This is a genomic window from Marinovum sp. J2-8 (assembly GCF_055808435.1).
The window spans coordinates 761,263-783,829 of sequence record NZ_JBVVRZ010000001.1; the positions used below are offsets into that span (position 1 = coordinate 761,263).

The 22,567-nt window shown below is 61.6% G+C and carries 21 protein-coding genes and 1 pseudogene; 11 read left to right on the forward strand and 11 right to left on the reverse strand.

From position 1 onward, the window contains the following. Positions 1 to 91 precede the first annotated feature (91 nt). The 4 genes from AC0L4F_RS03795 to AC0L4F_RS03810 all read left to right on the forward strand — a co-directional run bounded on the left by AC0L4F_RS03795 (position 92) and on the right by AC0L4F_RS03810 (position 2,887). On the forward strand, positions 92 to 436 hold the full coding sequence (locus AC0L4F_RS03795; RefSeq protein WP_244685540.1) for a YbaB/EbfC family nucleoid-associated protein: 345 nt from the start codon (positions 92 to 94) through the stop codon (positions 434 to 436). A 4-nt stretch (positions 437 to 440) separates the two neighbouring features. Further along, entirely contained in the window at positions 441 to 1,580 is a 1,140-nt protein-coding gene (locus AC0L4F_RS03800) for a TraB/GumN family protein (RefSeq protein ID WP_244685542.1), read from the forward strand. After that, the gene (recR, locus tag AC0L4F_RS03805; RefSeq protein WP_244685545.1) at positions 1,577 to 2,170 is read left to right on the forward strand and encodes a recombination mediator RecR; all 594 of its coding nucleotides are present in this window, start codon (positions 1,577 to 1,579) and stop codon (positions 2,168 to 2,170) included. Before AC0L4F_RS03800 ends, recR begins: the two co-directional genes overlap by 4 nt. A 453-nt stretch (positions 2,171 to 2,623) precedes the next feature. Then, entirely contained in the window at positions 2,624 to 2,887 is a 264-nt protein-coding gene (locus tag AC0L4F_RS03810; protein WP_244685547.1) for a hypothetical protein, read from the forward strand. Positions 2,888 to 2,921: 34 nt separating this feature from the next. Here AC0L4F_RS03810 and plsY read toward each other — a convergent pair whose 3' ends face one another. The 5 genes and pseudogenes from plsY to AC0L4F_RS03835 all read right to left on the reverse strand — a co-directional run bounded on the left by plsY (position 2,922) and on the right by AC0L4F_RS03835 (position 6,985). After that, positions 2,922 to 3,530 (reverse strand): glycerol-3-phosphate 1-O-acyltransferase PlsY, encoded by a 609-nt coding sequence (plsY, locus tag AC0L4F_RS03815; RefSeq protein WP_244685550.1) that lies wholly within the window; start codon positions 3,528 to 3,530, stop codon positions 2,922 to 2,924. Further along, positions 3,530 to 4,804, reverse strand: coding sequence for a dihydroorotase (pyrC, locus tag AC0L4F_RS03820; RefSeq protein WP_244685552.1), 1,275 nt, complete (start codon positions 4,802 to 4,804; stop codon positions 3,530 to 3,532). The genes plsY and pyrC overlap by 1 nt, the downstream gene beginning before the upstream one ends. A gap of 139 nt (positions 4,805 to 4,943) precedes the next feature. Then, positions 4,944 to 5,477: an aspartate carbamoyltransferase catalytic subunit gene (locus AC0L4F_RS03825; RefSeq protein WP_244685554.1), complete on the reverse strand. Its 534-nt coding sequence runs from the start codon at positions 5,475 to 5,477 to the stop codon at positions 4,944 to 4,946. Continuing rightward, the gene (locus AC0L4F_RS03830; RefSeq protein WP_244685556.1) at positions 5,477 to 6,013 is read right to left on the reverse strand and encodes a hypothetical protein; all 537 of its coding nucleotides are present in this window, start codon (positions 6,011 to 6,013) and stop codon (positions 5,477 to 5,479) included. The genes AC0L4F_RS03825 and AC0L4F_RS03830 overlap by 1 nt, the downstream gene beginning before the upstream one ends. Continuing rightward, positions 6,010 to 6,985: pseudogene (locus tag AC0L4F_RS03835) on the reverse strand (aspartate carbamoyltransferase catalytic subunit). Before AC0L4F_RS03835 ends, AC0L4F_RS03830 begins: the two are co-directional and overlap by 4 nt. Positions 6,986 to 7,141: 156 nt before the next feature. Between AC0L4F_RS03835 and AC0L4F_RS03840 the strand changes: the two are divergent. From AC0L4F_RS03840 to AC0L4F_RS03855, 4 genes are all read left to right on the forward strand, one after another. Next, on the forward strand, positions 7,142 to 7,918 hold the full coding sequence (locus AC0L4F_RS03840) for a uracil-DNA glycosylase (RefSeq protein ID WP_244685559.1): 777 nt from the start codon (positions 7,142 to 7,144) through the stop codon (positions 7,916 to 7,918). A 1-nt stretch (position 7,919) separates the two neighbouring features. Next, complete coding sequence (gene moaB, locus AC0L4F_RS03845; RefSeq protein WP_244685561.1) at positions 7,920 to 8,462, forward strand: molybdenum cofactor biosynthesis protein B; 543 nt, start codon at positions 7,920 to 7,922, stop codon at positions 8,460 to 8,462. A 91-nt stretch (positions 8,463 to 8,553) separates the two neighbouring features. Next, positions 8,554 to 10,059, forward strand: coding sequence for an efflux RND transporter periplasmic adaptor subunit (locus tag AC0L4F_RS03850; RefSeq protein WP_244685564.1), 1,506 nt, complete (start codon positions 8,554 to 8,556; stop codon positions 10,057 to 10,059). 85 nt (positions 10,060 to 10,144) lie between these two features. Beyond that, complete coding sequence (locus AC0L4F_RS03855) at positions 10,145 to 13,600, forward strand: efflux RND transporter permease subunit (protein WP_244685566.1); 3,456 nt, start codon at positions 10,145 to 10,147, stop codon at positions 13,598 to 13,600. A 204-nt stretch (positions 13,601 to 13,804) separates the two neighbouring features. Here AC0L4F_RS03855 and AC0L4F_RS03860 read toward each other — a convergent pair whose 3' ends face one another. Further along, a complete protein-coding gene (locus AC0L4F_RS03860; protein WP_244685569.1) occupies positions 13,805 to 15,712 on the reverse strand; it encodes an AsmA family protein in 1,908 nt (635 codons plus the stop codon). 165 nt (positions 15,713 to 15,877) lie between these two features. Continuing rightward, complete coding sequence (locus tag AC0L4F_RS03865; protein ID WP_244685571.1) at positions 15,878 to 16,087, reverse strand: YjiS-like domain-containing protein; 210 nt, start codon at positions 16,085 to 16,087, stop codon at positions 15,878 to 15,880. Between the two features lie 165 nt (positions 16,088 to 16,252). Here AC0L4F_RS03865 and AC0L4F_RS03870 point away from each other — a divergent pair, with 165 nt between their 5' ends. Together AC0L4F_RS03870 and rimO are read left to right on the forward strand one after the other, a co-directional pair. Next, positions 16,253 to 17,881, forward strand: a complete 1,629-nt coding sequence (locus AC0L4F_RS03870; RefSeq protein WP_244685573.1) for a hypothetical protein — start codon at positions 16,253 to 16,255, stop codon at positions 17,879 to 17,881. A gap of 40 nt (positions 17,882 to 17,921) precedes the next feature. Further along, a complete protein-coding gene (gene rimO / locus AC0L4F_RS03875) occupies positions 17,922 to 19,298 on the forward strand; it encodes a 30S ribosomal protein S12 methylthiotransferase RimO (RefSeq protein WP_244686328.1) in 1,377 nt (458 codons plus the stop codon). A gap of 59 nt (positions 19,299 to 19,357) precedes the next feature. Here the strand turns inward: rimO and AC0L4F_RS03880 are convergent, their stop codons facing one another. Beyond that, a complete protein-coding gene (locus tag AC0L4F_RS03880) occupies positions 19,358 to 19,816 on the reverse strand; it encodes a hypothetical protein (protein ID WP_244685575.1) in 459 nt (152 codons plus the stop codon). 335 nt (positions 19,817 to 20,151) lie between these two features. Between AC0L4F_RS03880 and AC0L4F_RS03885 the strand changes: the two genes are divergently transcribed. Then, positions 20,152 to 20,730: a thymidine kinase gene (locus AC0L4F_RS03885; protein WP_244685577.1), complete on the forward strand. Its 579-nt coding sequence runs from the start codon at positions 20,152 to 20,154 to the stop codon at positions 20,728 to 20,730. 90 nt (positions 20,731 to 20,820) lie between these two features. On the opposite strand, the gene AC0L4F_RS03890 is transcribed toward AC0L4F_RS03885, so the two are convergent. Genes AC0L4F_RS03890 through AC0L4F_RS03900 form a run of 3 tightly spaced genes read right to left on the reverse strand, consistent with a single transcriptional unit; the run spans position 20,821 to position 22,502 of the window. After that, a complete protein-coding gene (locus AC0L4F_RS03890) occupies positions 20,821 to 21,159 on the reverse strand; it encodes a tRNA-binding protein (RefSeq protein ID WP_244685579.1) in 339 nt (112 codons plus the stop codon). Continuing rightward, entirely contained in the window at positions 21,152 to 21,967 is an 816-nt protein-coding gene (gene proC, locus AC0L4F_RS03895; protein ID WP_244685582.1) for a pyrroline-5-carboxylate reductase, read from the reverse strand. The genes AC0L4F_RS03890 and proC overlap by 8 nt, the downstream gene beginning before the upstream one ends. Before the next feature lie 34 nt (positions 21,968 to 22,001). Continuing rightward, complete coding sequence (locus AC0L4F_RS03900) at positions 22,002 to 22,502, reverse strand: type III secretion system chaperone family protein (RefSeq protein WP_244685584.1); 501 nt, start codon at positions 22,500 to 22,502, stop codon at positions 22,002 to 22,004. Between the last annotated feature and the right edge of the window lie 65 nt (positions 22,503 to 22,567).

The following is a 22,567-nucleotide window of genomic DNA, read 5'->3' on the forward strand; positions in this document are numbered from 1 at the left end:
GGCGCAGGTCTCGACCCCCAAGTCTCCAACCCCTTGCCGCCGCGCCGCGCCATACGTATCTAGACCCCAAAGCGTCACACAGGAGAATGCAATGTTCAAAGGTCTCGGAAACCTCGGCGATATGGCCGGGATGATGAAAAAAGCCCAGGAAATGCAAAGCAAAATGGCCGGGTTGCAGGACAATCTGCACAATCTGGTGGTCATCGGTGAAAGCGGCGCCGGATTGGTCAAGGCCACGGCCAGCGCCAAGGGCGAGCTGAAGGCGCTGGATATTGATCCTTCGATCTTCAATGGCGACGACAAGGAAGTGGTCGAGGATCTGATCCTTGCCGCCATCAAGGACGCGCAATCGCGGGCCACACAACGGGCCGAAGAAGAAATGACCAAGCTGACCGAAGAAATGGGTCTGCCCAAAGACATGAAACTGCCGTTCTAAGGTCATGTGGCGCGGTGGGCGGGTCATAATTGCGGTCTGCGCGGCGCTGTTTTCCGGCGTGGCCGCCCGCACCGTCGCGGCCCAGGACTGGGCCACGCGCGCGGTTTGTGACATGCCCGAAATCGGCGTTTTCGACCGGGTATTCGCCCCCGCCACCCGGGCCGAGGTTGAAGCCGCCGGTGCCGAAATCACCAATCCGCTGGGGCGGTTCTGGCGGGTGGTGTCCCCCAATGGGGCGGTGTCCCATCTTTGGGGCACGATGCATTCGTCGGACCCGCGGGTTCTGGACCTTCCGGATCTGGTCGAGGCACGGATTGCCGAGGCAGAGGTGGTTGCACTGGAAATCGACCCGATCCTGCCAACCCGCGCGGCGGTTGCGGACCAGCAGCAACGCTCCGACTGGTTTCGCGATGACGATGACACCACGTCGCTGACGGATCTGGGCCTTGACCCAAAGGTGTTGCAGTGGATTCGTCTGCGCAGCGCCGGTCTCGGATGGGGCGAGGATGCGCCTGAATTTCTGACCCCCGGCGGGCTGGCTGAATTGCTGCTTTCCGATCCCTGTCATGACTTTGCCGCCGGTGTCCTGCCCGTTCAGGACAGTCGCATTCAGATGCTGGCGATGATCGGTGGCGCGGACATACTGGCGCTTGAAGATCGCGATCGCATTCGTCGCAAGATGGATCACCCCGACAGTACCGATTTTGCGGTGGATTTCCTGTCGGTCTATGGCAGCTATCTCAATCCGAATACCATCTGGCAGGAACGTGCGACCCAGATCGCGCTTTACCTGTCGGGGCGTCTGGGGGACATGCTGGCCTGGGATCAGGTCTATGTCAGTGACGCGCTGGGCGACAACGGCGCGACGCTGGCACGGGTGAACCGGTATCTGCTGGACGAGCGCAACCATGCCTTCCTTGCGGCGGCGCAGGACGGCTTGCAGGACGGTGGCATGCTGATGGCGGTGGGCGGGTTTCACTTGCCCGGCGATCAGGGGCTGATTGCGCTTTTGCGGCGTCAGGGGTTCACCGTGACCCGCATCCCGGTGCCCGGCGAAGTGCGCACTCTTGATGCGCGCCGCAATGATCGAAGTTTGGATCAGCTTGATCTTGGACCAGCAGACCCCGATGAGGCGCAGCCATGAGCGCGACCAAGGACATTGATGCGCTGATTGAATTGATGGCGAAATTGCCGGGCCTTGGCCCGCGCTCGGCACGTCGTGCCGTGCTGCATCTGATCCGCAAACGCGGGCTTTTGATGACGCCGCTGGCTGATCTGATGACCGAGGTCGCGGCAGGCGCACGCGAATGCCTGAACTGTGGCAATATCGGCACCGCCGACATCTGTGACATTTGCAACGCCAACAAACGCGCCAATGGCCAGATCTGTGTGGTCGAAGACGTGGCCGATCTTTGGGCGTTGGAACGCTCTGGCGTGTTCAAGGGGCGTTATCACGTTCTGGGCGGCACGTTGTCGGCGCTGGATGGTGTCGGGCCCGAGGATCTGTCGATCCCGCGCCTTGTGGACCGGATTTCCAGCGAAGATGTGACCGAGGTCATTCTGGCGCTGAATGCGACAATCGACGGTCAGACCACGGCGCATTACATTGCGGATCAACTCGAGGGCCGGGTGGTGCTGACCTCGCTGGCGCAGGGCGTGCCGATTGGCGGCGAGCTGGATTACCTCGACGATGGCACCATCAGCGCGGCGCTGACGGCGCGCAAGACCGTCTAGGCCGCTTAGACGGGGCAGATTGGCAATCGGCTGGCGCGTCGATTGCGCGGCCGAAATTCACGCAAATCAGGGTCATGAATACCCTGCCTTGACCCAAATGCGACGGGCCACCTATCGTTTGGGGCATGATCGGGCGCTGGTTTTGCAACCCGCCCAGGCCAATGCGAGAGGAAATATCATGGATATCACCCGGCGACATTTCACAATTGGTAGCGCGGCGCTGGTCGCGAGCTTCGCTTTGCCGAAGGTCGGATTTGCGGCGTCAAACGGTCTTGGGCTTGCTGCGGGAAGTATCGGCAAATTGTCCGGGGCCTCTGGTGCAGCGCTGCGCCAGGGGGTGATGTCGGGGTTGGTGGTGACCAATGGCACCGGCAAACCCATGGTGGCGCGGCTTTATGCGGCGCGCATCGTCGACGGGCGTGTGGCGGCAAATTCACATCACGCCCCTTTGAGGTGCCTGCGGGCAAGGCCAAATTCCCCGGCGATGATTTCTTTCCCGGTGACGACTTCTTTCCGGGGGATGATTTCTTTCCCGGCGATGACTTTTTCCCCGGTGATGATTTCGCGCCGGGCAAGGATGCGGCGGCGACCACGGCGGCAATCGGGCGCAAGACCCTGTCGCGTACCAAGTCGCAATCGGGTGTGGTCCTTGCGGTGTTCGCCGATGGCGGCGCGGCGACCGGCGGCGGATTTGTGATTGGCACCCAGCAGCGTTAGGCACGGAACGCAGCCGCGCCGGTTGGGGGCTGATCTAGCCTTTCTTGCCGATCCTGGGTTCCTGACCCTGCAAAATCCGGCTGATATTGGCGTGGTGGCGGATGAACACGATCACCGCCAGCACAGCGCAAAGCACCCAGATCGTTGAATACCCCAACATCAATGCCCAGACCGGGGCCAATGCCGCTGCCAAAAGCGCCGAGGCCGAGGAAATGCGGGTCACTGCCGCGCCCAAGGCCCATGTGGCACAGGCCGCAAGTCCCACGGGAAAGGCCAGACCCAGCAGCAAACCCAAAAAGGTCGCCACGCCCTTGCCGCCCTTGAACCGCAACCAGATCGGGAAACAATGGCCCAAGAAGGCGCAGAGACCGGCAAGCTGTGCGGCATCTTCTGCGGCCAGGGCACGGGCGATCAGGACCGCCGCCGCCCCCTTGAAGGAATCGAGGATCAGGGTCGCCAATGCCGCTGGTTTGTTGCCGGTGCGCAGCACATTGGTCGCGCCGATATTGCCCGATCCGATCTGACGCAGATCGCCCAATCCCAGCGCGCGGGCAATCACAATGCCAAACGGGATCGACCCAAGAAGATAGCCGAGCACGGCCCAAAGGATAAGCCCGCTCAGGGCGGTTTCGAGCAGGGGCATCAAAGCTCTCCGAAAATGCAGGTGCCGCCGACAAGGGTGGACAAAACCCGCCCCTGCATCCGCGCACCATCAAAGGGGGTGTTTTTCGATTTTGACAGCAGCTTGGCACGATCAAGCACAAAAGGCACATCAGGATCAAACAGCACCAGATCGCCGGGCGCACCGACGGCGAGGCGCCCGGAGTCCAGCCCCAGACGTCGGGCCGGGTTCAGGCTGAGCGCGCGAAACAGCTGCGGCAGGGACAGATCGCCGGAATGCACCAGACGCAGCGCCGCAGGCAGCAGCGTTTCCAGCGCCACCGCACCCGAGGCCGCTTCTTCAAACGGCAGGCGTTTGCTTTCTTCGTCCTGCGGTGTGTGCATCGAGGAAATGATGTCGATCAGCCCATCGCGCAGCGCCGCGATCACCGCCTGTCGGTCATCTTCGCTGCGCAGTGGCGGCTTCAGTTTGAAGAAGGTGCGGTAATCGGCGATGTCCAATTCATTCAAGGTCAGATGGTGGAGCGAGACCCCAGCCGTGACATCCAGCCCATTGCGCTTGGCGCGATCCAGCGCGGGCAGGGCGCGGGCGGTGGTGATCTGGTCGAAATGGACGCGGGCGCCGGTCATCTCGACCAATGCAATATCGCGATCCAGCCCCATGCGTTCCGCCATGGATGACACCGCAGGCAGCCCCCGCAGCGAGGCGAATTTGCCCGAAGTTGCAACCGCGCCCGCCGACAGAACGGGTTCCTGCGGGTGCAGCATCACCAGCGCATCCAGTGACCTTGCATAGGTCAAGGCGCGGGTCAGCACCTTGGTGTTGGTGACCACGGCGTCGCAATCGGAAAAGGCCACCGCGCCGGCATCCAGCAGGAAGCCGATTTCCGCCATTTCACGGCCCTGTCGCCCCTTGGTCAAGGCCGCCATGTGCAACACATTGATCGCGGCGTCGGATGCCGCCCGGCGGGCCACAAATTCCAGCGTTTCGGGGCTGTCGATCACCGGATCCGTATCGGGCCGGGTCACGATGGTGGTCACCCCTCCGGCTGCGGCGGCACGCCCGGCCGAGGCATAGCTTTCCTTGTGCCGCTCACCCGGTTCGCAAACCTTGACGCCGATGTCGACGATGCCGGGCGCCAGACATTTGCCCCGGCAATCCACCACTTTATCGGCCCCTTGCGGGGCTTCTTCGGTGGAACCGACGGCGGTGATCACACCATCGGAAAGATGCACCCAGCCGTGGGTTTCCGTGCCCGCCTCCGGGTCGATCAAACGTGCATTTTGCAGAAGCAAGTCGTCATTGGCGTGGCCTCATGTCACAAGGGCAGGATGTGTGATCGTTCTTCATCCCGCGATCCAGACCATGACAGCAACCAGCGCGAACATCACCAGCAGCGCCACCATTGCGACGCGGCCTGACATTTTCGGATCTTTAGGCTCTTGCATCCTGGTCCCTTTGGATTTCAGTCATCATTTTCAAAACGTCGCGGGCATCGTGAAGACGTTCAAATCCGATATCGACGCGGCGACTGCCGTTCTTGGTGCGGCGGTGTTCCTGGGCGAACCACACGGACCCCGGTTGGCCATCGGCCAATCGCAAGGGCGTGTCGGGCAATATCGGATAGCTGTTCAGCGATTTGCCTTTGAAGGCCAGGGCCGTGGCAACAAAAGCCCGTTCGTTTGTCAGCGTGTACCATGTGTGGCGGCGGCGATAGGTCGGCCAGGCCAACGCATGCAGCGTGATCGCAATCCCGACCGAAAAATGGATCAACCCGAACATCCAGAACCCGCTTGGGCCACGTGACGCCATCAGCATCCAGAAAAGCGCAAACCCGGCAAAAGCGGCACCGAACAACGCCTGCGCAATTTGGCCGCCAGTTATGGTAAAAGCCGGATCGGGGCGGCCCTGCCAAAGAATGGTTTCACTGTCGTTCAGTATATTTTCCCATCCCGGCGCGTCGGTCATCAGGCGACTCCGACCAGAAACGCCAGGATGATGACCGCAACGGCCAAAGCGACAATCACCCCCGCGTTCAGGCGATTGGGGGCTATGGGGGCGGATACCGGGGCGGCGATCACTGTCGTGTCGGCGGCCGCGGCGCGCGGTTTTTCCAACGGCACCTTGTCCGTGGCTTCCCCAAAAGTCGCGATCCAGCGCAGCGGGTTTGCCACCCGCAGCGATTGCCCCAGACCTTCGAACGCAGCCGAACGCATGACAACCACCCGGCCTTTGACACGGTCCAGTTGGGCGCGGTGCGGGGCCAGTTCTTCTTCTGCGATACCGTGGCCATCAGCCAGATATTCGGCCAATGGCAGGCCCGAGAGATCATTCATGTCAAACAGGTCGATATGGTCGGGGTCCAGTGTGGTGGCCCCGGTCATTTTGGTCATGCCAAGGGCATTGTCGTCCAAAAGCGGCTCTGCCTCCTCAAGCGGCAGGTCGAGCGTGAAGACACGCACCAACCCATGTTCGCCCAAGGGAATGTCGAGCCGGTCGCTCATGCGAGGGTTCCCGGTGCCGTGCTTCCGGCCAAGGCATCCTGTTGCGCACCACTATGGTTGCGCACCAGAAGGTCCATTGCCGCCATGCGCACCGCGACGCCCATTTCGACCTGTTCCTGAATCACCGACCGGTTGATGTCATCCGCGATATCGCCGTCAATTTCGACGCCGCGGTTCATTGGTCCCGGGTGCATCACGATGGCATCGGGTTTGGCGTGGCTCAGCTTGTCCGCGTCGAGGCCATAGCGGTGGTAATATTCCCGTTCCGACGGGATGAACCCGCCGTCCATGCGTTCACGCTGTAATCGCAGCATCATGACGACATCCACGTCCTGAAGACCTTCGCGCATGTTGTCATAAACCTCGACCCCGAAATCGGCAAAGCCCGCAGGCACCAATGTTGGTGGCCCGACAAGGCGGACGCGGTTTTCCATCTTGCCCAGCAGCAAGATATTGGACCGTGCCACGCGGGAATGGGCAATGTCGCCACATATTGCGATGTTCAACCGATGCAGCCGCCCCTTGGCGCGGCGAATGGTCAGCGCATCCAGAAGCGCCTGGGTCGGATGTTCGTGTCGCCCGTCGCCCGCATTCAGCACCGCGCAATTGACCTTTTGCGCCAGAAGATCCACCGCGCCCGACTGGGGATGGCGCACGACCAGCAGGTCAGGGTGCATGGCGTTCAGCGTCAAAGCGGTGTCAATCAGGGTCTCGCCCTTTTTGATCGACGAGGCCTGCATCGCCATGTTCATCACATCCGCGCCAAGGCGTTTGCAGGCCAGTTCGAAACTGGCCTGGGTGCGAGTCTGAATTTTCAAAGAACATGTTGATCTGGGTGCGTCCGGCCAGCGCGTCGCCATGGCGCTTTTCCCGGTTCAGACGCACGTAATCATCCGCGAGATCCAGCAGGGTTGTGATCTCGGTTGGATGGAGCGGCTCGATGCCTAGAAGATGGCGTTGGGTAAAGGTCATGCCTGCTCCTGCCTGAGTGTCGGGGTTGGTTATATGGGGCGTCGCGGGTGCGTTCAATGGGGGCGCATGCGGCTGGCGGTCGGATTTGCGTATTTTTAAAGAGAAGAAGCGGAGGGACATTTCCCTTTGATGCGGGGGGCGCTAGGGTATCGGGTGATGGAATATCACGAACATATCGCCCTGCGCGCGGCGCTTGACTGGCAGATCGAGGCCGGTGTGCTGGATGCTATCGGGGACGACCCGGTGGATCGTTACGCTGTCGTGCCGGCGCAGACGCCAAAGACGCCTGCAAAGGCGGATGCGGCGGCTGGTCGAACAGGACCGGTTGCGGTGGCGCCAAAAGCCGATGATCCGGTGGCAGAGGCCCAGCGGATTGCAAAATCTGCGCCAGATCTGGCGGGGTTGGCGGCGGCACTGGCGGCGTTCGAGCGCTGCGATCTGAAACGGGGTGCCCGCAATCTGGTATTTGCCGATGGCACAGCCGGGGCGTCTGTGATGTTGATTGGCGGCGCGCCGAGCCGCGAGGAAGACCGGGCAGGTCAGCCATTTGTTGGACGTGCCGGGCATTTGCTGGATCTGATGCTGGCGGCGATCGGATTGGGGCGCGACAGCGCCTATTTGGCCATGACCCTGCCCTGGCGCCCCCGGAGCAGTGGCGCAACCCCGGCCGAGGTGGCGATGCTGCGCCCCTTTGTGGCGCGACATGTTGCGCTGGCCCAGCCGGATGTCGTGATCTTGATGGGCAGTGTCGCCTGCGAGATCGGTCTGGGGCGGGGCGGTCTTTCCCGTCAGCGCGGCACATGGAGCGAGGCTTATGGCAAACCTGCCTTGCCGATGTATGCGCCAGAGGATTTGTTGAAACAGCCACGGCTGAAGCGCGAGGCCTGGGCCGATCTTTTGTCGCTGAAAGCGCGCCTGGACCAAGGAACATGACATGAGCCGCAATGACGCCCCGCGCGACTTTATCCCGGTGCGGATTGCGGTGCTGACCGTGTCCGACAGCCGCGGTCTGGCCGAAGACCGGTCAGGCGATGTATTGGCGGGCCGGATCGACGCGGCCGGGCATGTGCTGGCGGCGCGGCATATCCTGCCGGATGAACGTGATCAGATCGCCGCGCAGCTGCGCGTCTGGTGTCAGGATCCTGAAATCGATGTTGTGATCTCGACCGGGGGGACCGGGTTGACCGGGCGGGATGTCACGGTCGAGGCCCACCGTGATGTCTATGAAAAAGAGATCGAGGCTTTTGCCACTGTGTTCACAATCGTGTCGATGAAGAAAATCGGCACCTCTGCGGTCCAGAGCCGGGCCACCGGCGGCGTGGCCAACGGCACATATCTTTTTGCGCTGCCGGGATCGCCAGGGGCCTGCAAGGATGCTTGGGATGAAATTCTGGGCGCACAATTGGACTATCGGCATTTGCCTTGTAACTTTGTCGAGATATTTCCACGATTGAGCGAGAAACTGCGACGGAAATAGTCGAAGGTTCCGTATCACTGTTGCGGTGTCGCGCTGTTGTTGTTGGCGGGATGCGGGACAAATTTGTTTGAACCACATAAGGATGTCGCGGATGCGGTTCCTTCGTCAGAGCCTTTCTGGGTTGTTCCTGTTGTCCGTTACCCTGGGCTTGTTGGTCTATGCGGGCACCTTGGTGCGCGAGGCCGTTGAAGCCCGGCTGAGCCAGGAGCCGCGTGTCCCGCGGGTGAGAGAGCGTATCTTTGCCGTCAATGTGGTGCGGGCCGATCCCCAGACGCTGACACCGGTTCTGACCGCATTTGGCGCGGTGCAAAGCCGCCGCGAGCTGGAAGTGCGCGCCGCCACCGCCGGTCAGATCGTCGAATTGGCCGAAGGTTTCGAAGAGGGCGGTCATGTCGAGGAGGGCCAGTTTCTGGTCCAGATTGACCCCGGTGATGCGCAATTGGCCCTGGACCGGGTGAATTCCGATATTCTGGATGCCGAGGCGGAAACACGCGAAGCGGATGCCGCGCTGGTCCTTGCACGGGACGAATTGTCTGCCGCAAGAGAGCAGGCCGCGCTGCGCGAAACCGCATATGCACGGCAAAAGGATTTGCTGGACCGTGGGGTTGGCACCGCCGCCAGTGTTGAAACTGCGGAATTGGCGGCATCCTCGGCACGTCAGGCCGTTCTGACACGGCGTCAGGCCGTGGCGCAGGCAGAAAGCCGCGTCAGCCAGGCCGCGACAGCGCGCGAACGCGCCGGGATAGCCCAGGCCGAGGCCCAGCGCAGATTGGCCGACACCCGCATTACGGCGCGGTTCAGTGGCACCCTGAGCGAGGTGAATGCCATCGAAGGGCGGTTGGTGTCGAACAACGAACAATTGGCGCGACTGGTCGATCCCGATGCGCTTGAGGTGTCGTTCCGGGTGTCGACCTCGCAATATGCGCGGTTGATCGGCGATGGCGGGCGGCTGACCAATGCGCCGGTGCGGGCCACGTTGGATGTGCTGGGCACCGGGTTGGTGGGCGAAGGCACGCTGGTGCGCGATTCCGCAGCGGTGGGCGAGGGCCAGACCGGACGATTGCTGTTTGCGCGGCTGGATGTGGCCAAAGGCATGAAGCCCGGCGATTTTGTCACCGTCGAAATAGAAGAGCCGCCGCTGGACCAGGTGGTGCGGTTGCCGTCATCGGCGCTGGATGCTGCGGGTAGGGTTCTGGTTCTCGGCGACGAAGACCGGTTGGAGGAAATGGCCGTGACCTTGTTGCGGCGACAGGGCGATGATGTGCTGGTGCGCGCGGACGGACTTGGCGGGCGCGATGTTGTGGCCGAGCGCACGCCGTTGCTGGGCGCGGGTATCAAGGTGCGCGCGCTGCGCCCCGGTACAGGCCAGACCACTGACCAGACCACAGGCGCAGAACCGGCTTCGCAGGCGTCAGCGCGGCCCGAAGAACCAGAGCTGCTGGAACTGACCGAAGAACGCAAAGCCAGAATTCGCGCCTTTGTCGAAACCAATGACCGGATGCCGAAAGAGGCCAAGGAACGGCTTCTGGCGCAGCTTGATCAACCCAGAATGCCCGCCAATGTGGTGCGCCGCATCGAGGCCCGGATGGGGGGCTAGGGCCATGAAAAACGCCCTTTTCCTCCGCGTGCCCCGATCCGCCGGAACCTTGAAAAACTGACCCTTCGTCTCTCGGAGATCTGATATGACCCGTGACATTGACCCTGGTTCCGATCCCGCCGCCACGCCCGGCCCCGGCGGCATTCTCAGCTATTTCACCCGCCACCGGACCCTGGCCAACCTGTTGTTGGTGATCCTGGTGGCCGCCGGTCTTATGGCCGCGCCCCGGATGCGGGCGCAATTCTTTCCCGATGTCATTATCGACGAGGTTCGGGTGTCGGTCAGCTGGGACGGTGCCGGGGCGGAAGATGTGGATGCGGCCATCGTGCAGATCCTGGAGCCTGCGCTTCTGGCGGTCGAGGGCGTGGAAAGCGCCACTTCCAACAGCCGCGAGGGCCGCGCCACGCTTGAGCTGGAATTCGAACCCGGTTGGGACATGTCGCGTGCCGGCGATGATGTACAGGCGGCGGTGGACACGGTTTCCAGCCTGCCGGAAGAGGCCGACGACCCGGAAATCCGCCGCAGCGGCTGGCGCGATCGGGTGACGGATGTGGTGATATCCGGCCCGGTGGCGGTGGATCAGCTGGGGCGGTTTGCCGATGAGCTTATCGTGCGGCTGTTCGCTGAGGGCGTGACCCGCACTACCATCCGCGGCCTTGCCGCGCCGCAAACCATTGTCGAGGTGCCGTCGGTTGCCTTGATGAAATATGATGTGACCATGCAGCAGATCGCTGCTGCCATCGCCGAAGAGGTGGATGCCGATCCCGCCGGGGATGTGACCGGGGCCAACACCCGCGTGCGCACCGGCGTCGAAAAACGCAGCGCCGATCAGATCGAGGCCATTGTCCTGCGCTCGGATGACGATGGATCCAAGCTGACCATTGGTGATGTGGCGGTTGTTCGGGTCGAAGGCATCGACCGCGACCGCAGTTATTTTGTCGGGGCGAATTCGGCGATTTCGGTGCGGGTCGACCGGTCGGATCAGGGCGATGCCATCGACATTCAACGCACCGTGGAAAAGGTGGCCGCCGAATTGCAGGATATCCTGCCCGCAGGCACCACGGTGGACCTGATCCGCACAAGGGCAGAGGCGATCACGGGGCGGCTGAATATTCTGTTGGACAATGGCTCTATGGGGCTGCTTCTGGTGCTGGGGCTGTTGTTTCTGTTCCTGAATGCGCGCACCGCGTTCTGGGTTGCGGCGGGCATTCCGGTGGCGATGGCGGCCACGGTGTCGATGATGTTCCTGTTTGGCCTGACGCTGAACATGATGTCACTGTTTGCTCTGATCATCACCTTGGGGATCGTGGTCGATGATGCCATCGTGGTCGGCGAACATGCTGATTTCCGGTATCGGCGATTGGGCGAAAACCCTGTGCAGGCAGCAGAAAACGCAGCCCGGCGCATGGCCTTGCCTGTCTTTGCCTCTACGCTGACAACCGTGATTGCCTTTTTCGGCCTGACGGCCATTGGCGGGCGATTTGGTGATCTGATCTCGGATATTCCGTTCACGGTGATTGTCGTGCTCTTGGCCTCGTTGGTGGAATGCTTTCTGATCCTGCCGAACCACATGTCCCACGCCCTGAGCCATCAGAGCAAAGATCACTGGTACGATTGGCCGTCACGCATGGTGAACCGGGGGTTCCGTTGGGTGCGAGAGGTGATTTTCCGCCGCATCATGATGCTGATCGTCTGGGCGCGTTATGCCGTGGTGGCGGGGGCGGTGGTGCTTTTGGCCAGTCAGGTGGCCTTGTTCATTCGCGGCGATGTGCAGTGGCGGTTCTTCAATTCGCCGGAACAGGCCTCGGTGACTGGTAATTTTGCCATGGCCCCGGGCGCGACCCGCGAAGACACGCTTGAAATGATGCGCGAAATGCAACGCGCCACCAATGATCTGGGCAAGACATACGAGGCCGAGCACGGGCTGAACCCCATCGACTATGTGATCGCCGAAATTGGCGGCAATGCCGGTCGTGGCCTTGCCGGGACCGACACCAAGGAAAGCTATCAGCTGGGCGCGATTTCGATAGAGCTGATCGACCCGGATCTGCGGCCCTATTCCAGTTTTCAGTTCGTCGGTGATTTGCAGGATGCGGTAGGCCGACATCCGATGCTGGAAACAGTGAGCTTTCGTGGCTGGCGTTCCGGTCCCGGCGGCGATGCGCTGGATGTACAGTTTCATGGCGCATCCTCCGAGGTGCTCAAGGCGGCATCAGAAGATCTGAAATCCGCATTGGAGCGGTTTCCCGAAGTGTCTGCGGTCGAGGACAATCTGGCCTATGACAAGGAAGAGCTGATCCTGGAGCTAACCCCGCAGGGGCAGGCGCTTGGGTTTACCATCGACGGTCTGGGACAGGTGTTGCGGCACCGGTTGAACGGGATCGAGGCGGCGACCTATCCCGACGGGCCACGCAGCGCCACAATCCGGGTTGAATTGCCCGAAGGCGAATTGACCGCCGATTTTCTGGAACGCACCCAATTGCGTGCGGCCAGCGGCAGCTATGTGCCCCTGGCCGATATTGTTTCGGTCGAGCGGCGCACCGGGTTTTCCACGGTCCGGCGGGAAAACGGCATCCGGCTGATCACGGTCACCGGCGACATATCAGAGGATGACCCGGCGCGGGCCGAAGAAATCCAACAGATCCTTGAGGCCGAGATCCTGCCAAAAATTGCCGAAGAACGTCAGATCGACTATCGGATTTCCGGGCTCAGCGAGCAGGAAAACGACTTTCTCAACGATGCGCGCACCGGGCTGATCCTCGTGCTTCTGGGGATCTATCTGGTGCTGGCCTGGGTCTTTGCCAGCTGGACCCGGCCGCTGGTGGTGATGTCGATCATTCCTTTTGGGTTGGTGGGCACGATTTATGGCCACCATTACTGGGATGTGCCTTTGTCGATGTTTACCGTGGTCGGGATGCTGGGCATGACCGGGATCATCATCAACGATTCAATTGTTCTGGTCAGCACAATCGACGAATACGCCGAAGATCGCGGTATCATTCCGGCGATCATCGACGGCGCGGCGGACCGGTTGCGGCCGGTGTTCCTGACCACCGCGACCACGGTTCTGGGCCTTGCGCCGCTGTTGTTCGAACGGTCCAGTCAGGCGCAGTTCCTGAAGCCGACGGTGATCACGTTGGTCTATGGTCTGGGCTTTGGCATGGTGCTGGTGCTTTTGGTGGTGCCCGCACTGGTGGCGATCCAGCAGGATCTTGGCCGCATGGCGGCGACGCTGCGCCGTGGATGGCATTTCCGGGCCGGGCGGGTGCGGGGGCTGGTTGTTGTGGCGACGCTGGCGGTGCTTGGGTGGCTGGTGGCGACGCTTGGGGCCTTTGTGACCACCGGCGCGCTGCCGGGGGCATTGGTTGCATCCCTGCCGACGATGGTGCGCGATCACGTGCCCGAGGTGCCGAGCCTGGGCGTGGTTATGGCATTGTACTTTGTCGGGGCGGCGGTGTTGGTGATGGCGGCATATGTCATCGCGGCGGTATCGCTGGCGGTGGCCCGATTGCGCCGCTCCGCCGGTCAAGCCAGCGGATAGATTGAGATCCAGCTCCCCAAACTACAGGATAGATGGGGGGCGGCGGCCCCCAAACCACAGGGCAGATGGGGGGGCAGCCCCCCAAACCACAGGATCGATGGGGGGCCAGCCCCCCAAACCCCCCGGGATATTTCTGGTCAGATGAAAGATCTGAAACACGCGGCGCGGTTTGCATTCATCGACTGCAGCCCAGGGCGCTTTGGGTCAATTGTTGCCCAAAAATCCGCCAAGACCTTTGAGGATTTCGTCTTCTACCTTTTTCTTCACCGCATCTTCGACGCTTTCGGTCTCTTGCAGATCAAGTCCGATTTCTTCGCTGATGCGCTTTTTGACCTCGTCTTCGACCAGCTTCTTTTCGTCGGCAAAATTCATGTCGATTGCTTTGGCTATGTCGGCGCTGATCTTGGGGGCGGACCAGGGGCCTTGAATGCGCACGGGAATGGCCAGGCCTTTGCCTTCGCGGGCTTTCAACAGCCGCGGTGTAAAGGTGTAATCGATCGTTTGTTCATAGAGGTTCACCCAACCGTCGCCATCGGCGTTCAGCAGCGACAGGATCATCGCCAGATCATCGTTTTGCAGTTTTCCGGAGGAAATATCCCAGGTGGCGGCAAGCGAATCGAAGATTGTGGTGCCGCCGCTGCCATCGCCTGAGCGCATCAGCTTGTCGAGGTCGATGCCGGAAATCACCCCGCGGCCGAACTTCATCGCGCCTTTGCCGCGCAAAGAGGCGACGATGGCATCCATTGACTGACCAACCGCGAGGAATTCGAGCTCGGCATTGGCTTTGCCTGACAGCCGATCCACCCCGGTCAGATCCCGCATCAGCGATTTCGCTTCGACATTGCTGCCGCGCAGGTCGCCGCCCACCGACAGGCCGTTGCGGTTGTTGATCACGAATTGGCCATTAAAGGTGCCGTCGTACCCCACCAATTCGCGGATCGAAAACACCGCACGGGCGTTGTCATTGGTGGCCAGGATACGCGCGCGGCCAAACGACACGGTGCCGAGGTCAAGCGAATTGGCATCAATCAACACTTCGCCGTCAAACAAGGACAGGGCCGAGGCATCTATCGGCGTTTTGGACCAGCCGGTTGTGTCCGCGTCATTCCCGCCAGAGCCACTGGCGGTCAGGGACGAAAGGTCGAGGTCACCGGCGCTGAGCTGGCCGTTTACGCGTGGCTTGCCCGCCAGAAACACGTCGATGTCGCCGGTCAGTGTGTTCTGATCCAGCTTGGCCTGCAACCCGCGCAGGGCCAGGCGCTGTTCCCGGTTGAAGGTCAGGTCGGTGCTGGCGTTGATGGCGCGGCCCAGACCTTCTGGCAGTTCAGTGGCGCCAAGGCCCAAGGAGGCCAGGAATTGAGCGGTGGAGGACAGATCGGCGGATAGTTTGCCTTGGACTTCCGGCACAAGGCTGGCTTTGCCGGTGAAATTGGCGGTGCCGCCCTCTGTGGTGATTTTGGCGGTCACCGGATGCGCCCCGCCCGCCATGAAGTTGAGCGGCGAGGCCAGTTCGGCCACAACCGAAACCGCCTGTCCTGCGGGACGCAGCACAAGGTCGAGGTCAGCTGGCCCGGTGGGGTCGGGCCATTTTAACGCGAAATCAACGCCGCGCAGGTCCAGCGGCGCACTGCCGGCATCTTCGAACCGAATGGCACCGTTGGTGAGGGTCAGATCCTCGATGCTGAGACTGGCAAGCGTGCTGCCGCCGCCGCTATCCGTGCTGTCACCCTCTGAGAACATCCAATTCGCCCGACCGGACCCATCGCGTTGCAAAAGAACCTGTGGCGATTCGGCGTGAAGCCCCTTGATCCGCACGTTGCGTTGCAGCAGCGGCAGGGTTTCCAATGCAATCGTGGCCGCATCTGCCTGAAACATCGGCGTGTCACCCGCCCAATCGGCGTTGGCGATGGAAATCGCTCCGGTGCTGATTCCAAGGATCGGGTAGAGCGTCAGCGACACATCGCCGGAAATGCTGACGTCTCGGCCCAGTTGCGTGCTCATTTGATCCGAAGCGATCCGCGCCAGCCGGTCACGTGGCAACAGAAGCAGCGACGCCACCGCCACCCCCGCGATCAGGACCACCAGACCAATCAAACGCAACAGCCACTTCATTTTGACACCTCTCCACGCCCCCTGTTGGGCCGCCTTCATTTACCATGGGAATGTGACGCCGGTTTGAGTGAGGTCAAGCGGCCATTGCGTGTCAGGGGGCAAACGGCAAAAAACCGACCCGGAAACCATGTTTCGGGCCGGTCAGGTGCAACGGCGGGGCAGGGATCAGCGCCCGCCGTTATCTGCCTGCTGTCGGGTCATGCCGACATCGTTCAGCAAATGATCGCTCAGGCGTCGGATGTTCTGGCGTTCATGAAAGGCCCTGTCGGCGGCGATGACCCGATCGAGCGCCAGTTTGAACAGGCGGGCGATGCCGGGAAAGCGTGCGGCGGATGTGGTCGAAGCTTTGGCGGATTGTGTGGTCTGGATCTGCATGGTGGCGTCCTTTGGGTCGGGGGTGATATCTGATGCCCCCAATTTGCACGACACCCGCAAGCGCTGCGCAAAATGCGGGGTGCAAAGGCGGGGCGCGCGTGCAAAACTTGCGTAAAATCTGGGTGTCCAATCGTAAAAACCGCCCGACAAGAGAGTTTCTTTCGCATGCCTGATCTCATCCTGCATCTGACTGGCCCCATGCGGATCACCGATCACGCCGATCGGCCCTTGGCCGGTGTCCCGCGTCGGGGGCAGGCAATGCTGGCCTGTCTGGCGGTGCAACCGGGGATGCGGGCGGAACGTGGGTTTCTGGCCGATTTGTTGTGGTCGGACCGGTCCGAGGATCAGGCGCGTGCCTCGCTTCGGCAGGAGCTGTCGGTGCTGCGCCGGGTCTTGCCGGGGGATGTTCTGGTTGCGGACCGTCAGGCCGTTTGGCTGGAGAGCAGCCGGGTGTCGGTTGTCACGGGCGGGCAGGGTGAGTTCCTGCAAGGGTTCGATCTGGCGTCCGAAGGGTTCGAGGACTGGTTGCGCGACCAGCGCCGGGCGCAAGAGGGGGACAGCCACGCCGCGGCCCCGGCCCCGCTGGCCGCCGCCATTCCGACACGTGACGATATTCCGACATTGGCCGTTCTGCCATTTGCCGAATTCGCGGTGGCAGATACGGATATGTTTGCCGATGGCGTGGTCGAAGAGATCACCGGCGCGTTGAGCCGAAGCCATGATTTCCGCGTTATCGCCCGGCAGTCGGTTTTTGCCCTGCGCGGATCGGGGCAATCGGTGCCGGATATGGCGGCAAAGCTGGGGGCGGAATATGTCATCGAAGGTGCGGTGCGCCGGTCCGGCGAACGGGTGCGTATTTCGGTGCAATTGGTGCAGGGCTGCGATGGCCATACCCTGTGGTCAGAGCGGTTTGATGACCGGCTGGATGATCTGTTTGACCTGTTGGACCGGATCGCTGCCCAGGTTGCAGGGCAGATCATTCCCAATTTGCGCGCTGCCGAAATTGCCCGCGCCCGCACGCGTCCGCCACAGGATCGCACCGCGTATGAATTGATGCTGACGGCGCTGCCGCATTTTTGGGCCCATCGCGCGGATAAAAATCAGCGGGCGATCGAGCTTTTGGATCAAGCTCTGGCGCATCAGCCGGATTTCGCCCCTGCCATGGCCTACAAGGCCTGGTGTCATGCGCATCGCTGTTGTTACACTTGGACCACCGATGGCCGCCCGGACCGGGCTGCGGCGGCTGATCTGCTGGCCCGTGCCACGCCATTGGTGCAGGATCATCCGGCGGCCTTGACCGCCCTTTCCGCGACCAGCAGTCTGGCGCTGAATGATTTCCCCAAGGCCCGCATCCTGGTGGACCGGGCGCTGATGCTGGACCCCAACAACGCCTGGGGCTGGCTGCGGTTGGGCTGGACCGCGGTTTATCTGGGGGACGTCGATGTCGGCATGGCCGCGTTTGACCGCTATGATCAGCTTAGCCCGCTCGATCCGTTTCATTTCAATGGGCTTTTTGGCCGCTCTGCCGGCTATCGCGCGATCGGGCGTTATGAGGAAAGCATTGCGTTGTGTGAACAGGGGCTGCGCGAGGGCACCGGCGTGACCTGGGCCTATCGCATGTTGTTTGGCACCTATTGGTTGGCCGGAAATCAGGAGGCCGCAATCGACGCGGCGCGCAAATGGCGCGAGGCTTATCCGACGATCACCTTTGAAATGGCGCGTGATCTGATGCCGAAATGGCAGCATGATCCAGAATACGTCAGGGTGCTGCATCTGTTGTGGGAGGTGGAATAGGGGACTTTCCCCAATGGCTGCGCTCGGCTATAGCCCAGCCATGACAACAAATCCGCCCAACCTCCGCCCTGATCTTGCCAATGCCAACGTGACGGGGGCCGATGCCCGCCGTGGCCAGCCAACGATTGGCATGGTCTCGCTTGGTTGTCCCAAAGCCCTGGTCGACAGCGAACGCATTCTGACCCGGCTGCGCGCCGAAGGATACGGCATTTCGCCCGATTATGCCGGGGCGGATGCGGTGGTGGTCAACACCTGTGGATTTCTCGACAGTGCCAAGGCCGAAAGCCTTGAGGCGATTGGCGAGGCGTTGAAAGAAAACGGTCGGGTGATCGTAACCGGATGTCTGGGGGCAGAGCCCGAATATATCACCGGCGCGCACCCCACGGTGCTGGCGGTGACCGGCCCGCATCAATATGAACAGGTGCTGGACGCGGTACATGCGGCGGTGCCGCCCGATCCCGATCCCTTTATCGATCTTCTGCCCGCCAGCGGCGTCTCCCTGACGCCGCGCCACTTCAGCTATCTCAAGATTTCTGAAGGCTGTAACCACAAGTGCAAATTCTGCATCATTCCCGATATGCGTGGCCGTTTGCAGAGCCGCCCGGCGCGGGCCGTGCTGCGCGAGGCCGAGAAGCTGGTGCAGAATGGCGTGCGCGAATTGCTGGTTATTTCGCAGGACACCTCGGCCTATGGCACCGACTGGAAAGATCGCGCGGAAAAAGCGCCGATCCTGTCACTTGCTCAGGAATTGGGCAAATTGGGCGCCTGGGTGCGGATGCATTATGTCTATCCCTATCCACATGTGCGCGAATTGATTCCCCTGATGGCCGATCCCGCCAGCGGCATCCTGCCCTATCTGGATATTCCGTTTCAGCATGCCCACCCCGATGTGTTGAAGCGTATGGCGCGCCCCGCCGCATCGGCGCGCACGCTGGACGAGATCGCCGCATGGCGTGCCACATGTCCCGACATCACCCTGCGGTCGACCTTTATCGTCGGTTATCCGGGCGAAACCGAAGCGGAATTCGACTATCTTCTCGATTGGATGGACGAGGCGCAATTGGATCGTGTGGGCTGTTTTCAATATGAAAACGTCGATGGCGCACGGTCAAACAGCCTGCCGGATCATGTGCCCGCCGAGGTCAAACAAGAACGCTGGGATCGGTTCATGGCCAAGGCGCAGGAGATTTCCGAAGCCCGTCTTGCCGCCAAGGTCGGCCAGCGGATCGAGGTGATCGTGGATGAGATCGACGACGAGGCCATCGCCACCTGTCGCACCAAGGCCGATGCGCCAGAGATCGACGGCAACCTGTTCATCGACGAAGGCACCGAAGCGTTGAGCCCCGGTGACATTGTCACGGTCGAAGTCGATGAAGCGGGTGAATACGATCTCTGGGGCCGGTTGATAGCGACCTAGGTTGCCAAGCGATTTCAGGCGGTTGTTGGCAATCGCGCGGTCCTGTCAGACGCAGATATCTATATCTGGCCGTCTTCAAGATGCAGTTTCATGTCGATCAACACCTGTTGCAGGGCCAGGGTTTCCTTCAACATCCGCTTGGCTTCGTTGACGGTGATGATTCCGTCTTCGATCGACTGGGAATATTCCGACATCAGCATGGCAAACCGCTGGCTGAGCGCGACCACATCGGCGTTGATGCTGCCGGTGGATTCCGCATTGGCCCGGCGGCTGTCAAACGACAGGGTGATGCCCCGCAATTCGCTGAGCGCCGCGGTGACATGCGGATAGGACGCAGCCCCTTCCAATGCGGCAACCGCGTCGATCGGCATGAAGCGATCGGCATGTTCGTCGTGTTCGGAATAATACCGTCCCAGAGTCGCCTTGGATTTCCCGGTGACATCACAGGCCGGTTCAATCCCCACGTCTTTTACAAGCGCTTCTGTGTGTTTTTTCAGATAACTTCCGACGCTGGCCATCCTGACTCCTGGTTAGATTACGCCCCCAAAATCGTCTTTTGGGGAAATCAAAACTTTTTTCCCATTAATCGGTTTAACACCATTTGTCATTTAGGAAAGACCCAGATCGGTTTCGATTTGGGTTGTTGACGAGTATCCGGTTGCCCAAGGCCGGTTTCAGGGTGGGGACGTAACGTGTCTGTCTTTTGGGGGGCAGAGCCGCAAGGCACCCACGTTACGGCCCATTTGGGCAATGTCATGACGGTTCCCTCTGCCGTTCCACCACTCCGGTTTTCCTCACCCTGACATTGTTGCGGGCCTTGTCACGCTGGAGCAGTCGGGGCATATCACCGCGCATGGCCAAGCTTTATTTTCATTATTCCACCATGAATGCCGGCAAATCGACGCTGTTGTTGCAGGCGGCGCATAACTATGGCGAACGGGGCATGGACGTGCATCTTATGACTGCGCGGCATGACAATCGGGCTGGCAAGGGGCGGATCGGGTCGCGGATCGGCATTGGCAGCGAGGCCGACACCTATGCCCCCGGTCAGGATCTTTATGCCGCGATCAAGACGCGGCTGGCGATTGGGCCGGTGGCCTGTGTCTTTGTCGATGAGGCGCAGTTTCTGGAACCGGAACAGGTTTGGCAATTGGCCCGGGTGGTGGATGACCTTGGCGTGCCGGTGATGTGTTATGGTTTGCGGGTGGATTTTCTCGGCAAATTGTTTCCGGGGTCGGCGGAATTGCTGGCGCTGTCGGATGAACTGCGCGAGGTGCGCACAATCTGCCACTGCGGCAAGAAGGCCACGATGGTGGTGCGCCAGGATGGCGCGGGCCGGGTGCTGACGGAAGGCGCCCAGGTCCAGATCGGCGGCAATGAAACCTATGTCAGCCTGTGCCGCCGTCATTGGCGCGAGGCGATGGGCGCCTGACGACGCCAGTTGGCGCGCCCATTTGGCGGTGGAGGCCCCGGATCAGGTCCGGGGCGCGGCGGCGGTCCTTGAAACCCTCAGCGCAATTGTTCAGTGCATCCGCTGGCCGTTGGCGACCGTCTGATCCGGGGCCAGCAGGACGATGCCGCCCGCGTCATCCGACACACCCAGCGTCAGCACTTCGGACATGAAGGGTCCAATCTGGCGCGGTGGGAAATTGACCACGGCCATGACCTGCCGGCCGACCAGCGTGTCCGGGGTGTAATGCGCGGTGATCTGGGCCGAGGTCTTTTTCTCGCCAATCTCGGGGCCGAAGTCGATCCAGAGTTTGATGGCCGGTTTGCGGGCCTCGGGAAACGGTTCCGCGCGCAGGATTGTGCCCGCGCGAATGTCGACTTTGAGGAAGTCGTCAAAGCTGATCTCAGCCATTGCTCAGTTCCTTTGATCTGTCAGTTGCGGCCTTGACCGCACGTTTCAAAAGGGCCGGGAATCCGGTTTCCTCGTCCATCAGAACCTCTAGCGCGGCCTGGGTTGTGCCGTTGGGCGAGGTGACGTTGACGCGCAATTGTGTCGGGCTGTCGTCGGCCTCCTCCGCCAGCACGCCGGCGCCGCCCACAGTGGCGCGCGCCAGTTTCAGCGCCAATTCCGCCGGCAGGCCCTGTGCCGCGCCCGCCGCTGCGAGGGTTTCGATCAGGTGAAAGACATAGGCCGGGCCGGAGCCCGAGACCCCGGTGACCGCATCCATCTGGTCTTCGCTGTCCAGGCGCACGGTCTGGCCGACCGCCTGTAACAGCGCCTCGGCCAAGGCCATCTGATCCGGGGTGACCCGTGTGTTGCCAATCAAGGCGGTGATGCCGCGACCGACCGCGGCAGGTGTGTTGGGCATGGCGCGGATAATCGGACAGCTGTCGCCCAGTACGGCCTCGTAACTTGCAAGGGTGACCCCGGCGGCCACCGAGACAAACAAGGTCTCGCCCCCGGCCATGGCGCGCAGCGCAGGCAGGGCATCGCCCATCATCTGGGGTTTCACGGCGATCAGGGCAATGGCGGGGGCGGCGGGCAGGTCAGCGTTGATGTTCACGCCCTGCGCTTGCAGCCATTCCGACGGGAAAGGGTCGATCACATGAACCGACGTGGGCGGCAGGCCATCGGCCAGCCAGCCCTGCAACATTGCTGATCCCATCTTGCCACAGCCAAGCAGCACAAGACCGCGTTCGGCCAGATCATTGGACATCATCGCCCCCTCCTGTTTTCACATTCGGGGGTGAGTGTTACGCGCGGCCGTAGGCCTCTGCAATGGCAACCTGAAGCGCCTCTTTCGGGCTGCGATCGCCCCAGACAACCAGTTGCAGCGCCGGGTAGTAGCGTTCGGCGCTCATCACGGCGGCATTGATCATTGTGTCGATCTGATCGGGGCTGGCAACCTGACCGCCGGCCAGCACAAGGCCGTAGCGATAGATCATCAATTGGCTTTCGCCCCACCAGGTAAAGGCCCCGGCCCAGCATTGATCATTGATCGCGTTCAACGCTTCGCACAATTGCGGCGTTTTTTCCTCTGGCGGTTCCATCTCGAAGCTGCAAATCAGGCGCAGCGTTTCGTCATAGGCCGACCAGGCCAGGGTAATGGAATATGTGCGCCACTGACCTTCGACCGCCATGGCGATCTGGTCATCGTGGATACGGTCAAAATCCCAATCATGATGCTCGGCGATATGTTCGACGATGTCGATCGGGTGGAGGTCGTCCTCCAGGAACTGCTCGGAAAGTGCCATGCGCCACCTCTTTTTTGTATAGCGAACGGGGGTGGCAGCGCCCCAAGCGCTAGGTGCCTGCTCTA

Coding starts and splice junctions, on each gene's coding strand:
- AC0L4F_RS03795 (WP_244685540.1), top strand. CDS start 92: ATGTTCAAAGGTCTCGGAAACCTCGGCGATATGGCCGGGATGATGAAA.
- AC0L4F_RS03800 (WP_244685542.1), top strand. CDS start 441: ATGTGGCGCGGTGGGCGGGTCATAATTGCGGTCTGCGCGGCGCTGTTT.
- recR (WP_244685545.1), top strand. CDS start 1,577: ATGAGCGCGACCAAGGACATTGATGCGCTGATTGAATTGATGGCGAAA.
- plsY (WP_244685550.1), bottom strand. CDS start 3,530: ATGCCCCTGCTCGAAACCGCCCTGAGCGGGCTTATCCTTTGGGCCGTG.
- AC0L4F_RS03825 (WP_244685554.1), bottom strand. CDS start 5,477: ATGACCGACGCGCCGGGATGGGAAAATATACTGAACGACAGTGAAACC.
- AC0L4F_RS03830 (WP_244685556.1), bottom strand. CDS start 6,013: ATGAGCGACCGGCTCGACATTCCCTTGGGCGAACATGGGTTGGTGCGT.
- AC0L4F_RS03840 (WP_244685559.1), top strand. CDS start 7,142: ATGGAATATCACGAACATATCGCCCTGCGCGCGGCGCTTGACTGGCAG.
- moaB (WP_244685561.1), top strand. CDS start 7,920: ATGAGCCGCAATGACGCCCCGCGCGACTTTATCCCGGTGCGGATTGCG.
- AC0L4F_RS03850 (WP_244685564.1), top strand. CDS start 8,554: ATGCGGTTCCTTCGTCAGAGCCTTTCTGGGTTGTTCCTGTTGTCCGTT.
- AC0L4F_RS03855 (WP_244685566.1), top strand. CDS start 10,145: ATGACCCGTGACATTGACCCTGGTTCCGATCCCGCCGCCACGCCCGGC.
- AC0L4F_RS03860 (WP_244685569.1), bottom strand. CDS start 15,712: ATGAAGTGGCTGTTGCGTTTGATTGGTCTGGTGGTCCTGATCGCGGGG.
- AC0L4F_RS03865 (WP_244685571.1), bottom strand. CDS start 16,087: ATGCAGATCCAGACCACACAATCCGCCAAAGCTTCGACCACATCCGCC.
- AC0L4F_RS03870 (WP_244685573.1), top strand. CDS start 16,253: ATGCCTGATCTCATCCTGCATCTGACTGGCCCCATGCGGATCACCGAT.
- rimO (WP_244686328.1), top strand. CDS start 17,922: ATGACAACAAATCCGCCCAACCTCCGCCCTGATCTTGCCAATGCCAAC.
- AC0L4F_RS03880 (WP_244685575.1), bottom strand. CDS start 19,816: ATGGCCAGCGTCGGAAGTTATCTGAAAAAACACACAGAAGCGCTTGTA.
- AC0L4F_RS03885 (WP_244685577.1), top strand. CDS start 20,152: ATGGCCAAGCTTTATTTTCATTATTCCACCATGAATGCCGGCAAATCG.
- AC0L4F_RS03890 (WP_244685579.1), bottom strand. CDS start 21,159: ATGGCTGAGATCAGCTTTGACGACTTCCTCAAAGTCGACATTCGCGCG.
- proC (WP_244685582.1), bottom strand. CDS start 21,967: ATGATGTCCAATGATCTGGCCGAACGCGGTCTTGTGCTGCTTGGCTGT.
- AC0L4F_RS03900 (WP_244685584.1), bottom strand. CDS start 22,502: ATGGCACTTTCCGAGCAGTTCCTGGAGGACGACCTCCACCCGATCGAC.